Source organism: Actinomadura scrupuli, from assembly GCF_050971785.1.
In the GTDB taxonomy this organism is placed as follows: domain Bacteria; phylum Actinomycetota; class Actinomycetes; order Streptosporangiales; family Streptosporangiaceae; genus Actinomadura_E; species Actinomadura_E scrupuli.
The window spans coordinates 178,396-191,985 of record NZ_JBPCCU010000003.1 but is presented as its reverse complement, the minus strand read 5'-3'; the positions used below and the strand labels follow the sequence as shown (position 1 = coordinate 191,985).

Sequence of the window (13,590 nt, the reverse complement as noted above, 5' to 3'; positions counted from 1 at the left end):
AACAGCGATCACATCCTGGTAGAGCCCGGTATCTCTTGTGAAGAAGGCACCTGTTTGATATCTAGGTACCTCATGGATACCAAGCAGGAGCTCTCGGTGGAATGGGCGATGTTCCGCCGCGACTGTCCGTCTCGGACCGTGGTCGAGGTCCTCGCCAACAAGTGGGCGCTGTACGTCCTGGGGGGGCTGCGGCGGCACGAACAGCCGATGCGGTTCACCGAACTCCGACGGCTGCTGGACGGGATCACGCAGAAGATGCTGACCCAGACCCTGCGGGTGCTGGAGCGAGACGGCCTGGTCAGCCGTACCGTCTATCCGACCGTCCCACCCCGGGTGGAATACGGGCTGACTGAACTCGGGGTGGACGTCGGTCGGCTGACCGCGGCCATCGCGGAATGGTCCGTGGAACACGTACAGGAGATCCTCACTGCCCGGCAGGCCTACGACGCCCAAATAGGGACAGAACCACAACCCGTACCGGCGGTACGAGTGACACACCGGTGATCAAGATCGCGCTGGCGTGCGCGATACAGCCAGGAGACCCACCGGCGTGAGATGGACTCGTCGCACAGATCGCTGCCACTTCGGCGAGGCTGAGAAGCAGGCCCAGGGCGGCGTGACCACGACCACCCGGCCGGGGGTCGCGTGGTCGTCCTGGACTTGGGCGGCCCAGGACTGCCCGAAGGTGGACAGGCTGGTGTGGTCGGCTGACAGCGCCGGGTGAGGGCGTGTTGGATCAGGTTGTCGGGTCGGGGGGCCAAGGACGAACGGGTCTTCCGGGGGCATGGGCATGCGGGTCGTGCGGCAGGGGTTGCGGGTCCTGGCGGTGGCGATCGGGACGGTGGCGGTCGGTGTCGCGATCAACCAGGTCCTCAACCGCAAACTGAACTGGTGGTGGCTGGGCGTCTCCCTGCTGTTCGCGGCAGCCTTGGAGACGCTGGAGCAGTGGCTGGGGCGCAGGGACGAGGCCGTGCCGCAAGGGCCGGTCACGACGGGGCGGGTGGCCGAGGTTGCTGATGTGCTGGCCGGCCTGGTCGGTGAGCAGTGGAAGACCGAAGCGGCCATCCGGTCGTTGGACGACCCCGACCCGATGCCGGTGCGCTGGCGGCTCACCCCGCGCCAGGAGCTGATGGACCATCCCGCGCATCTGGCGGACGAGGCGTTGTCGTTCGAGGAGTCCAGCGACCAGATCGCCCGGCTGGCCCGCACCTTCCGGGCGCTGACGCGCCGGCGGCTGGTCATCTTGGGCGGGCCGGGCACGGGCAAGACCACCCTGGCGGTGCAGCTGGTACGCGAACTGCTGGCCACCCGGCAAGGTGCCGACCCGGTGCCGGTGCTGCTGTCGGTGGCCGGCTGGGACACCCAGAGGTTCCCCGACCTGCACGACTGGCTCACCGCACGGCTGGAACAGGACTACCCGGCACTGAAAGCTCTCGGTCCGGGCATCCCCCGCATCCTGGCCGCTCGCGGGCGTGTCCTTGCGGTCCTGGACGGCTTGGACGAGTTGCCAGGCCCCGGACAGGCTGCGGTGATCGTGGCGCTGAACACCTGGCTCGGCCAGGACCCGGTGATCCTCACCAGCCGCACCACTGAGTTCACCACCGCAGCCCGAGCAGCAGGCGACGTACTCACTTCGGCAGCGGTCATCGAACCTGAGCCCCTCGCCCCGGCCACCGCCGCCGACTATCTCCAGCGGTGCCTGCCTCCCCGCCCTGCAACCGTGTGGGAGCAGATCCTGGACGAGTTGCGCACCACCCCACCGGGCCGGCACAGGCTGGCGGAAATGGTCTCCACCCCGCTGGGACTGTGGTTGTTGCGCGCCACCTACATCACCCCCCGCGCCGATCCGGCACCGCTGCTGTCCGACCGCCTCTGCGATACAGCGGTGTTGCGCGCCCCACCTGTTCGACCAGCTCGTCCCCGCACTCATCACCACCCGCCCACCCAGCAACGACCCCGCCGACCTCTTCCGGCCCCGCCGCCGCCACAACCCGGCCCAGATGCGGCGTCGGCTCGGCTACCTCGCCCACTACCTCACCCACCCACCCACTCCCCACGGCGAACCCCGGACCCGCGACTTCGCCTGGTGGCACCTGGCCCGCGACACCTACACCCTCACCCGCACCACCCAACTCATACTCGGCCTCGCGAGCGGGCTCGCGGCCGGGCTCACGGCCGCGCTCGCGGTCGGGCTCGCGGTCGGGCTCACGGTCGGGCTCGCGGTCGGGCTCGTGCTCTGGCTCACGGTCGGCCTCGTGGCCGGGCTCACGGTCGGCCTCGCGGCCGGGCTCGCGGTCGGCCTCGCCGCCGGGCTCACGCTCGGGCTCGCGAGATGGGCAGAGGCTCCGACCGCCACCAGGCAGACGGCTACACCGCTGAGCAGTTGGCGAGCTGACCGGTCACTGAACCTCCTCCGCATCGCTACCGTCGGGCTCGCGGCCGGGCTCACGGTCGGGCTCGGGGTCGGGCTCGCGACCGGGCTCGCGGCCGGGCTCACGCTCTGGCTCACGGGTGGGCTCACGGGTGGGCTCACGGTCGGTGACCACCATGGTTGGTTGGCGTACCTGGTCGCCACCTACCAGCTGCACCGGGCCGGCCGGCTACCGCGTCACCTGATGCTGTTCCTGGACGATGCCCACCGCTTGGGCTTGCTGCGCGCCGTGGGTCCGATCTACCAGTTCCGCCACGCCGATCTCCAAGACCACCTCGCCGGTACCCATGAAATCCCGGGAACGTTCGTGGCCGACCGGCGACCGGGCCTGTTCTGACAGCCCGGGTCGCTGCGCGGCAGGACATCGCAAGTCGTCCAGGATGTGCGGCGGGCCCACTGGCGAGCGGGGTCAACCGAGGGCGGTCGTCGGCGTCGTCTTGTGCCCGTCCACCTCGGCCCCGCCATCGCTGACCCCGGGGCCCAGGGGCGCGCCGGGAACTAGGCAGTGTCTGAAAATTCGTGGTGGTGGTCTGTGCGGTCGGCTTAGATGATCGTTCGTGGTGAGGCGTGGTGAGCTGACCGATGTCGCATGGGCGCGGATCGAGCCGTTGTTGCCGATCACCGATGGTCGGGGTCGTCCGTGGCGGGATCACCGCCAGGTGGTGAACGGGATCTTGTGGCGGTTGCGGACGGGTGCGGCCTGGCGGGATGTTCCGGAGCGGTACGGGCCCTGGCAGACCGTCTACGAGCAGTGGAAACGCTGGGATGAGGACGGCACCTGGGTTCGGCTGCTCAAGCATATGCAGGTGCGCGACGATTCGCTGGGGCGGCTGGATCTGAGTGCGGTCAGTATCGATTCCTCTATCGCCCGCGCTCACCAGCACGCTGCTGGAGCGCGGAAAAAGGGGGAACGGTCAGGGGACGATCGAGCAGGATGATCTGAAGAGCAGACAGAAGGCGCAAGCGCTGGGCCGGTCCCGTGGCGGCTTCACCACCAAGATCCGTCTGGTCACCGACGGCCGTGGGCTGCCGCTGGTGATGCAGGTGACGGCCGGGAACGTCAACGACTCCACCGTGTTCGAGCAAGTCCTACAACAGCTGCGCCTCCACCGGCCCGGCGGCGGACGCCCGCGCACCCGGCCGGGTTGTGTTCTGGCCGACAAGGGCTACTCCGCCCAGCGCATCCGGACCTACCTCAAGCGACGCGGCATCGGCTGTGTGATCCCCGAACGCCGGGACCAGATCGCCAACCGCAAACGCAAAGGCCGCGCCGGCGGACGCCCGCCCGCATTCAACGCCGACCTCTACAAACAACGCAACCTCGTAGAGCGGTGCTTCTCCAAACTCAAACAGTTCCGCGCCATCGCCACCCGCTACGACAAGCTGGCCAGCCGGTACCGCAGCGGGCTCCTGCTGGCCAGCCTCATGCTGTGGCTACGCCACGACTTGTCAGACACGCCCTAGACGTGTTCTTCGCCGGCGACAGCACCGAGGCGAAGGCACGTGTCGCGGCGTTTCTGGAGAGCTTGGACATGCGAGCCCTCGACGCAGGAGGGCTCGAGATGGCCTACGTCCTTGAATGGGCCGGCATCCTCCTGGTGGGCCTGGCACGCAACGGCGCCGGCTTCGACATCGCCTTGGGCGCCGAGGTCCTCTGAAGACTCTCCAGGAGGGAACATGGCCACGGTGGTATTTATTAACAACCGCTCCAGCCGGCGGATGATAAGCGCGACGCTCTGATCGGCCTCCTACGCGAGTTCGCCGACTCGATCAACGCCGACCCGGAATGCCTTCATTATTCGGTCCACGAGCCGATCGATGCGACCGCGGCCCGCAGGTTGTCATAGCGCACCTTGCCGCAGGGGACGCCGCCCAGCACGCTGAGAGGGTGGAGGTGGCCTTCGACCGCAGGAGGCGAAGATGCGGTGCACCGCCTTGCCGGAATACGACAGGCGCATCGCGAACAGGTAGACCTTGACCTGCTCACCGGCCAGACGGATCGTCACGTCCCCGAAGTCGACCTCGGCTTCCGCCCCGGCAGATGGGTCTGCGGGATGAACGCGTTCAGCGGCCCGCGGCCCGCCTCGATCCGTATCTACGGGCGGCGATCAGCGACATGAGCCCGCACCATCGGATAGGTCACCTCCACCGCACCGTGCTCGTCCAGCAGCCGGTCGAAGATCCGCTTGACGGCGCTGTCGGCCCGGCGCAACGGTGCACAGGGTCTTCACTCTTCCTCCACTGCACCCACGTAGCTTCGGCGACCTGGCCGCCCAGTCGCGGCTTTTCCTGCATCGCAACGGACCAAGCAGACTGCGAGCATGAGGCTCGCTCCGACGAGGGGGGACAGATGAGCCGCAACTACCATTCGATCGCATTCACCGAGCCGGTCCTGGACGCGCAGGAACGGTACGGCAGCCGGACCGCTATCGACCACACGGACCGGCATCTCTCCGGCCCGAGGCCTTCGAGCATCGGGGCGGCAGACGGGACGGGCTCAGCTTCGAACACCGAGGCTGCGAGGACCGATGGACTCGATCAGCTCAAGGATCCCTTGGGCCGCACTGAACGAGACTTCATCGCCGGACGGGACGGCTTCTATCTGGCGACGGTCGCCACCAGCGGTTGGCCGTACGTCCAGTTCCGCGGCGGCCCACCAGGATTCGTGACAGCCCCCGACGAGCACACCCTGGCCTGGGCCGACTTCCGAGGCAATCGTCAGTACATCAGCACCGGCAACGTGGCGCACGACCCGCGCATATCCATCATCTTCATGGACTACGCCCGCCGGCTGCGCCTCAAGATCTTCGGAGTCGCGACCATCAACGACGTACGCCACCAAGGACCGTCATCAAGTGCGTCCGCGGTCCCGGGGTACCGGGCGATTGTCGAACGTGAGGTGCGCGTCGAGGTCAAAGCGTTCGACTGGAACTGCCCTCAGCACATCACTCCGCGCTATACAGCCGAAGAATTGTCACCCGTGCTGCAACCGCTTCGGCGCCGCATTGACGCCCTCGAGGCCGAGAACGACCTTCTTCGCGTCCGGGTCGCATCACTCCTGTCGGACCCCGAGACACGTCTATCCCAGCCACAACAACCGCAGGAGGACCGGTGAATGACGCCAACACCCTGGACCGGATCACCGCACTGGTCGATCGTGAGCACAAGTTACGCAGTCATCGGGCAGACGGGCTTCCTGGACGAACGGACCGAACACCATTGTTGTCTCCGGTGGCGGCGTAGAGGGCGGATCCAGGGTGTGGTGATTGCTGGAGCAGGCTGGATGCTACGAACCGGTCGTCTGGCACGGTCAGGTCGAGCCAGAAGGGCAGCCGGTCGTCTCTTGGCTCGATGTGCTCGAAGACGGCGTAGACCGCTGAACGAGCAGTTCGGAGACAAGCGAGAGGCTCACCGGATCGGCGTCACCCCGCAGGCCGGTTGCGCCCTGGCACTGGACCCGCAGGTCGCCGAGGTGGTCCTCAAGAACGGCTGCGTCACGGTCCTGCGGGCCACCTACGCCGACCAATCGGGCGCGCTGCTGATGACGGTGGGCATCGCCGTGATGCCGGACCCCGGCAAGGCGGACGCCGCCGTGACCGCGCTGCGCGACATCCGCGACGTTCGGGGTGTTCGCCCGGTGAACTTCCCGGGCACCGGCGACTTTCACCATGGCGCAAACGAAGCTGCCTCCTGATCTCCGGGATTCGTCACCACCACCGCGGCCGCGGCCTCCGCGACGTAACACATCAGAGCCCGGGGCCAGGGCGAGTTTCGTCGGTTGGACGGGCTACGGTCCCCTGATGACCTGGTTGACCGATACCCGGAACTCCTACGACACCATCGCGGCCCGCTACGCCGACGAGACCCGCGACCTGCTCGACAGGCGGCTCCACGTTCGCGCGGGGGTCGTGCTGTTCGCCGACCTGGTCCGCGCGATCGACGGCGGGCCCGTCGCCGACGTGGGCTGCGGGCCGGGACACACCACCGCCCTGCTGCGGGAGCTGGGCGCGGACGCGTTCGGCATCGACCTGTCACCCGCGATGATCGAGATCGCCCGCCGCGAGCACCCCGGCGCGCGGTTCGAAGTCGGTTCGATGACCGACCTGCAGCTCGCCGACGAGTCCCTCGCCGGCGTGCTCGCATGGTGGTCGCTGATCCACATCCCCGACGAGGCGATGCCGGGCGTGCTCGGACACTTCCACCGGGTCCTGCGGCCGGGTGGGGTACTGGCCGTAGGATTCCACGTCGGTGACGAGCCAAAGAACAAGACCAGGGGTGACTGCGACCAGCCCACGCGGGCGCATGGGCACCGCCGCCAACCGTCCCGCGTGGCCGGCTGGCTCCGCGAGGCGGGCTTCACCGTAGAGGCGCAGCACCTGCTGAATCCGGACGAGCCGACGCCGGGCGCGATCCTGTTCGCCCGCCGGCCCACAGCACCGCCTCGGTAACCTCCGTCAGCCAGAGCACGTCGCGTTCGAGATTGGTGAGGGCGCCTTCGTGCGGGCGTCAAGGCTCGCGCCTGAGGCCGCCAGGGCTGATGAAGTGCCGCGACGCGCGGATACTGCGGGAAGGAACGAGCCGGCCGGATGAGCGCTTACGGTGCGTCGGTGATGGCCGCAGACACGATCAAGGTGGTCGTCACGGGCGAAGGTGTCGCCTTCGCCCGGATATACCTTGGCCCGGGCACCACAAGATGAGCTCCTTCCGCCTGGCGGGCACCGGCTGCCAGCTCGCTGGCCGCTGTCTCACCCTCGATCTTCCTGACGCGACCGGAAGGGAGAGGCGCCGATCTCGGCGCGGTCAAGTACTGGGATCTGCCCGGCCTGCCGCGTCGGCCTGCGCTACAAGATTGTCACTTCCGGTCGCGGACGTCGCCACCGTCATCGGGAGACCTCCACTTCGAGATCCGGCGTCGTCACTCGGTCACACTCGGTGACCGATCACGTCGCTGGCACTCGGCGGCCCGCCTCACACGCCCTGCCACCGATCACTTAAATTCACGCCCCTTATGAGGATTTCAGTCGATCTCGGACGTGCCCTGACGAGCCGTGACCATAATGGGATTTTCTCCGGCGCACCGCACTGAACACCCTGGCAGCGGCATGCTGAACGCAAGTCATCATCCGGATAACGGACCAGACCTTATCAAGACTCTGGGGCCGGTGAGAGGGTTGAAAGGAGCGCGTCGGGGCGCCGCGAAATGGCCCGGTCTTCACAGAACGAATTCTCGCCGGTACCGTGATGATCACGTGCCGAAGGGACAGTGAGCAGGGAAATCTCTGTATGAGCGGTGTGTTGGTCGTGCCCGTGCATCTGGACGCACTGTGTTTGACGAACGATCTGGAAGTTGTCGAGCCCACAGCCGATTTCAGCCGCCTCCCCTATCGCGACCCCGTCACCGGAAGGGACCGTAATCCGGATCTTCCTTATGTCAGCGAGATCGTGCTGCCGGCGCCCTTCCAGGATCGCGATTTCCGGCTCAAGCCCGGAATTCATCTGCACTGGGCCCTGCCGGACGCGCTGACCCGGCTCGTCCAAGCCGACGACGGCTCGACCCTGGTACCCACCGTGCCGAACCGATGGCTGGTGACCCGCAGCAACGCCGACCAGGTTGAGGCCGAATGGATCGTCGAGAGTGACTTCCTGTCCGACGACAACGTCGCGGCGATCGTGTACCCCGTCGAGGGGCCGCGGGGGCCGTACCGCCGTCTCGGCCGCCGCGTCCCCTTGTCGGTGTGGAAGCCGGCCACCGACCGATCCGGCTATCTCCCGGCTCTCACCGCGGTCGGGTACGGCGAGCCGACGTTCGCCGCCTTCTATCCCAACTGCCACAGCGTCTTCGGCCTGCACGACCCCGGCTACCCGGGCAACCCGCCAAGGGGTCTGCGCTACGAGGTGGTGGGCTGGTACGACGACCCGCGGCAGGACGCCGTGGCCGGGCTCGGCGACGATCCGGCCTGGCGCGAGGCCTACCGGACCCGCCTCGGCTGGACCGTCTCCCCGGACGACACCATGGACGGCGGCTTGGGTGGCGCCGCGCCGTACCGGATGGCGTGCTATGCGCAACTGACCTTCACCGTGGACACCAAGTCCATCGCAGGCACAGGGGGCAGGGCCGTACGGAACCCGTTGCTGGTCGGCCCGGACGCCGAGACCGGGGTGTGCGTCGGCAACACCGCGACCGAGGCACTGGCGGCCCATCTCGGCACCGTCCTGCCCGAGATGCCTGAAACACCTGGAATGCCCGCCGTGCAGGCCGACGCGGTGGAGGATCTGCTGGAGGCGCTGGCCTTCGCCGACGAGCTGGAGACCAAACCGCTGGACCTGGGTGCCGCGCTGCTGGAGGCGCGGCACACCAACACCTTCCACGAAGTGCCGTCCGGGACACTGTGGACGCTGCGGCGGCAGGACGAGTCCGGCGACGTCACCGCCGAGCAGCGGCAGTCGCGCGAGCGGCTTACGGTGCCGCACGAGCTGAGCGACCGGCTCAACCTGCTGAACAGGGCGCAGACCGACCTGGACCGTGCCCGCCAGGGCGTGACCGCGCTGCGCGAGCAGCTCTTCGCCGACTGGTACAAGTACCAGCTCTGTGCCTACCCGTCCGACTCGCGCCTGGACTCGTACCCGGACCAGGACGAGGTGCGGTTCTTCCTGGAACGCAAGATCGACTACCTGGGCGAGGAGATCGCGCGGTCGGGCGAGCAGGAGCTGGCGGGCGCCCGCGCCGGCGTGGACACCTCGCTGGCCGCCCTCAACGTCACCGCCGCCACGGCCCGTGCCAGGTACGTGCTGCAGGAGGTCCCGGCGCCGCCGTACCAGCTCCCCAACGAACCGGTGGTGCTGCTCACCGGCACCGCCGCCACCCCCAGCGACCGGTACGGCCAGGACGGCGCGCTGCACCCGTCCGGGCTGCTGGAGTGCGCGGTCACCGCGGCCGACCACCCGGATCTGAGCACCGCCGAGCAGGTGCGGGCGCTGCGCGCCGAGGCGGCGGCCGCGATCGGCGCGCTGCGGGCGCCGGGCTTCGCGATCGGCACCTGGCAGCACCCGCCCTGGCATCCGGTGCTGCTGCAGTGGGAGGTCGAGTTCTTCCCCACCACCTCCGGCAACAACCTCGACCCGGGCGACCGGCACTACCACGACGACTTCATCACCCGTAACTACGTGCTGCCCGACCGGGCCGTGGAGCTGCAGCCGGTCCGCAACGTCCCGTACAAGGCGGCCAACGTCTACACGGGCACCTCCATCCTGTCGCCCGGCGCCCGTCCGGTGCTGTCCGCCCGGGTGCTGCGCTACCTGCAGGGCACCGTGCTGCCGCTCTACAACCTCGCCGTCCAGCCGACGGTGAGCGGGGACGACTTTCTGGCCGACCCCACCGCGGTCCTGGACTGGTTCACCGCGCACGGCCAGGACCAGCGGCTCACCCTGCTGATCCAGATCTACCGGCATCTGGTCGTGCACGAGGACAGCAACCTGTCCTGCGTCCTCGGCGGGTTCAACGAGGCGCTGCTGATGCGCAAGCTCACCCGGCAGCTCCCGGTCGCCGACCCGCTCGGCTTCCCCTCCTACCAGGAGTTCGCCGCGCGGGTCGCGGCGGCGGTGGACGGGCAGAGCCGGCACGCACCGCAGCCGCTGAGCGACTTCAACCCCATCCGGGCGGGCGCGCTGCGGCTACTACGGCTGCGCATCGTGGACAGCTTCGGCAGCACGCTGGACGTGAACGTGGACCGGATCCACACCACCACCCAGCTGCGCGTGCCCGGCCACCCCGACTGGGTGGCCATGCCGCCCCGGCTCGCCCAGCCCGCCCGGCTCTCGTTCACCTGGCTGGACGCCGAGCACGACGTCCAGCAGATGAACGGGCTGCCGGATACCTCTCCGATCTGCGGCTGGCTGGTGCCCAACAATCTGGACGACAGCCTGGCGGTGTACGCGGCCGACGGTTCGGCGGTGGGCGCCCTGTACGCCCTCGCCGACCTGGACGGGCCCGGTACGGCGCAGTGGCGCGAGCCGCCGGGCGCTCCGGCCACTCCGGTCGAGGCCATCGCCAACCGGCATCTGCGTGCTGTGGTGCAGCGGCTGCGCGACGACGGCCCCACGGCGCTCGGTACCCTGCTCGGCGACCTGGACGACGCGCTGCAGGCGATCGAGCCGGAGGACTACGCCCAGCACCGCGGCCGGGCGGTCCTGATGGGACGGCCGATCGCGGTGGTGCGTGCCGAGCTGACACTGGAGCTCATGGGCTGGCCGGCCGTGCACCAGGACTGGAACGTGTTCCGCCAGGACATGCGCCGGGCCAGCCGGGAGACCAACCGCTTCCCGCTGGTGCGCTTCCCGATCAGGATCGGGGAGCACGAGCAGCTCAACGACGCAGTGCTCGGCTTCTGGGTGGAAGATTCCGCGCAACGACTCGGACCGACCTTCCACAGCGTGCAGGGCGCGCGCGACCCCATCATGCAGGCCATCGACCTGCCGCCGCAGTTCCTGACCATGCTGGTCGATCCGCGCGGCGAGGTCCACGCGACCAGCGGCGTCCTGCCCTGCCGGTCGCTGCGCATCCCCGCCGAACTGTTCCGGGACGCGCTGCGCGGCATGGCGGTCGGATTCTTCACCGCACCCGTGCTGACCGACGCCGACCACGTCGCACTGCCGCTGCCGAACGAGCCCGGCTTCACCTGGTCCTGGCAGGAGGCGACCCGGACCGGCTGGCTGGAGCAGGCGGAGCCGCCACAACCCGACGCCCGTATCCCCGTCCGGCCGACCCTTCGGGAAGGCTGGTCCACCCTCCGCCCGGCCCCTGAGCAAGGAAACGGATGATCACTCTGGAACTGACCATTCCCGAGACCAACCTCGTCCTGGAGGCCCTCGGTGCGCTGCCCTACGCCCGCGTCTACGAGCTGATCAACAAGATCCACCAACAAGCGGAGGCCCAGGCCGCCGGCCGGAACGGTGGCCAGGCCGGTGACCCGAACGGCGGCCAGGCCGGGGTTCAGGCCGTGCCGGCGGAGGGGAGCGCGCGGTGAGCGCGAACCTGGTCCTGCACTGGCATCTGGACGCGCTCACCCCGGAGAGCCGGGCCGTGGACACCTCCGGCAACCATCTCAACGGGCTGGTCATCGGCGATCCGAAGAACCAGCCCGACGAGCGGTTCGGCAGCGTGCTGCGGTTCGGCGGGTCCGCCGACGGGGTCACCGTCGCCGACACCCCGCCGCTGCGGCTCACCACCTACACCGTGGAGGCATGGGTCAAACCGGATCCGGGCACCCGTGCGGACGTCATCGGCAAGCCCCCCGGCGACTTCCGGGTCATCCTCGGCGCGGACGGATCCGTACAGCACCGCTTCGCCACCACCGACCGCGCCGACGACGGCCATGCCACCGCCGCCGGGGCGGTCGGCGCGGACGCCTGGCGGTACGTCGCGGTCACCAACGACGGGCGGACCGCACGGATCCTCGTCGACGGCATACCGGCGGCCGAGTACACCTTCACCGGTGACCGGGTCGCCGCGCAGGCCGCGCTGCTGGTCGGCACCGACGGGCGCACCGCCTTCTACGCGGGGCTGCTGGCACATGTACGGGTCTACGACGGGGCGCTCAGCGACCTGGAGATCAAGCGCGACATGGCCGACGACGAGGCGGCGCTGGCCGCCTTCGTCCGGTCCCATCCGATCGATTTCACCCTGACCAACCAGGACCAGCAGTCGGTCCTGTACATCGACGACTCGCCCGCCGGGCAGCCGATGACGCTGCGGATCCTCAACACCTCCCGGCAGGACATCACCCCGCAGCCGCTGCCCGGCGAGCCCTCGGCCGGCAACCACCACTACGCGCTGCACCTGCGGGCCGGGACGCTCGCCGCCGTCCCCGAACCCCGCATCACCGATCCGGGCTGGTCGCTGCTGCGCGGCACCGATCCGGCGAGCGGCGAGACCGTGCTCTACCTCAAGGGGGACGCCCCTCCGGTGCTCCGCCGCGGTGAGTCCCAGGACCTGCATCTGCAGGGCCTGAACGCCGACGGGGCGGACGGCAGCCGCGGCACCCGGGTCGAGCTGACCTACCAGCGGACCGCCTACTCCGGGGAGCGGGACGAGCTGACCGGCACCCGGATCCAGTTCCTCGACATCGTCAACCACCGCGGGCTGCGCGCCATCCCGCTCGCGGTGGGCTTCGTCGGCGGCAACCGGGTGATCAGTGACGGGGTCACCGCCAGCACGCTGCGGATCCGCCTGGCCAACGTCTCTCGCGACACCGCGCTGCCCTTCCGGGGGGCCTCCTTCACCGTCTCCATCGACGTACAGCAGGCGGGCGAGACACACGAATGGGCGCTGGTGGACGCCGGGCACGCGGCACGGGCGGTGCTCGGCGGGCTGCAGGCCGACAAGGTCGGTGCGGACTGGTCGATCACCTCCGAGCGGCTCGGCCAGCGGGTGGTGTGGACGCTCACCCCGCGGCAGGAGACCTCGTTCGCCCCCGGCGGGTCGATCGTGGTGACCCTGTCGGAGGTCGTCGCGCTGGCCTCGCTGGGCCAGTCGGCGATCGTGATCGGCTACCGCAACATCCCCGGCTACCAGGACGGATCGGTCACCCTGCTCGCGGAGAAGGCGCCGCTGCTGTTCTCCGGACAGAACGTGGGCATCGGCACCGCCACCACCGGCGCCCGGTTGACGGTCGGCGCGGACTCGGCCCACCTGCAACTGCGTCGCGAGCCGTCCGGCACCGGCGGCCGGCTGCTGTTCCTGGAGCTTTACCAGAACAGCCCGCCCGGCACCACGCCGGGCAACGCCACCCCCTGCTATCCGAGCCTGCGATTCCACCACTCCTCCGTCTTCTGGCACCGGATCGAGGGGCGCCCGGAGGGCCTGATGTTCAAGACCGGTGATCTGGCGAGCGACACCGCCATCGACATCTTCGCGGGCACGGCCCATCTCGACGGCCTGTCCGTCGGCGGGGTGACCATCGGCGCCCAGGAACTGACCATCCTCAAGCGGCTGGCGGCCGGGCAACTGCAGTTCGACCTGTGGAACGTCGCCCAGAACGAGTACGCCTACGCCGCCGACTACTCCCCCTTCGACAACGACCGGCGGTACGTGTTCACCTGGCGCACCAAGGGCGCCCGGGTGAACCAGGGACGCTGGCAGATCTCCTACCCGGGGTGAGGTG

The 13,590-nt window shown here is 69.2% G+C and carries 9 protein-coding genes and 2 pseudogenes; all 11 read left to right on the top strand.

From position 1 onward, the window contains the following. Positions 1–72: 72 nt before the first annotated feature. The gene (locus tag ACRYCC_RS15225) at positions 73–504 is read left to right on the top strand and encodes a winged helix-turn-helix transcriptional regulator (RefSeq protein ID WP_433812510.1); all 432 of its coding nucleotides are present in this window, start codon (positions 73–75) and stop codon (positions 502–504) included. Positions 505–784: 280 nt separating this feature from the next. Beyond that, positions 785–1,687, top strand: a pseudogene (locus ACRYCC_RS15220) (NACHT domain-containing protein); the annotation flags it as partial. 313 nt (positions 1,688–2,000) lie between these two features. Then, positions 2,001–2,768 (top strand): hypothetical protein, encoded by a 768-nt coding sequence (locus tag ACRYCC_RS15215; protein WP_433813931.1) that lies wholly within the window; start codon positions 2,001–2,003, stop codon positions 2,766–2,768. A 220-nt stretch (positions 2,769–2,988) separates the two neighbouring features. After that, positions 2,989–3,895, top strand: a pseudogene (locus tag ACRYCC_RS15210) (IS5 family transposase). Between the two features lie 2 nt (positions 3,896–3,897). Next, positions 3,898–4,089 carry an NAD(P)-binding domain-containing protein gene (locus ACRYCC_RS15205; protein ID WP_433812508.1) on the top strand — a complete coding sequence of 64 codons (192 nt, stop codon included), beginning with the start codon at positions 3,898–3,900 and terminating at the stop codon, positions 4,087–4,089. Positions 4,090–4,781: 692 nt separating this feature from the next. Continuing rightward, positions 4,782–5,546 carry a pyridoxamine 5'-phosphate oxidase family protein gene (locus ACRYCC_RS15200; protein ID WP_433812506.1) on the top strand — a complete coding sequence of 255 codons (765 nt, stop codon included), beginning with the start codon at positions 4,782–4,784 and terminating at the stop codon, positions 5,544–5,546. A 357-nt stretch (positions 5,547–5,903) separates the two neighbouring features. Beyond that, on the top strand, positions 5,904–6,125 hold the full coding sequence (locus ACRYCC_RS15195) for a hypothetical protein (RefSeq protein ID WP_433812504.1): 222 nt from the start codon (positions 5,904–5,906) through the stop codon (positions 6,123–6,125). Between the two features lie 106 nt (positions 6,126–6,231). After that, entirely contained in the window at positions 6,232–6,879 is a 648-nt protein-coding gene (locus ACRYCC_RS15190; RefSeq protein ID WP_433812502.1) for a class I SAM-dependent DNA methyltransferase, read from the top strand. An 835-nt stretch (positions 6,880–7,714) separates the two neighbouring features. Beyond that, positions 7,715–11,248: a hypothetical protein gene (locus ACRYCC_RS15185; RefSeq protein WP_433812500.1), complete on the top strand. Its 3,534-nt coding sequence runs from the start codon at positions 7,715–7,717 to the stop codon at positions 11,246–11,248. Continuing rightward, the gene (locus ACRYCC_RS15180; protein ID WP_433812499.1) at positions 11,245–11,454 is read left to right on the top strand and encodes a hypothetical protein; all 210 of its coding nucleotides are present in this window, start codon (positions 11,245–11,247) and stop codon (positions 11,452–11,454) included. Before ACRYCC_RS15185 ends, ACRYCC_RS15180 begins: the two co-directional genes overlap by 4 nt. Beyond that, complete coding sequence (locus tag ACRYCC_RS15175) at positions 11,451–13,586, top strand: LamG domain-containing protein (protein WP_433812497.1); 2,136 nt, start codon at positions 11,451–11,453, stop codon at positions 13,584–13,586. The genes ACRYCC_RS15180 and ACRYCC_RS15175 overlap by 4 nt, the downstream gene beginning before the upstream one ends. The last annotated feature ends 4 nt before the right edge of the window (positions 13,587–13,590 follow it).

Bases quoted from the DNA above. Each gene is read 5' to 3' on its own strand.
- ACRYCC_RS15225 (WP_433812510.1), top strand. From the start codon at position 73: ATGGATACCAAGCAGGAGCTCTCGGTGGAATGGGCGATGTTCCGCCGC.
- ACRYCC_RS15215 (WP_433813931.1), top strand. From the start codon at position 2,001: ATGCGGCGTCGGCTCGGCTACCTCGCCCACTACCTCACCCACCCACCC.
- ACRYCC_RS15200 (WP_433812506.1), top strand. From the start codon at position 4,782: ATGAGCCGCAACTACCATTCGATCGCATTCACCGAGCCGGTCCTGGAC.
- ACRYCC_RS15190 (WP_433812502.1), top strand. From the start codon at position 6,232: ATGACCTGGTTGACCGATACCCGGAACTCCTACGACACCATCGCGGCC.
- ACRYCC_RS15185 (WP_433812500.1), top strand. From the start codon at position 7,715: ATGAGCGGTGTGTTGGTCGTGCCCGTGCATCTGGACGCACTGTGTTTG.
- ACRYCC_RS15180 (WP_433812499.1), top strand. From the start codon at position 11,245: ATGATCACTCTGGAACTGACCATTCCCGAGACCAACCTCGTCCTGGAG.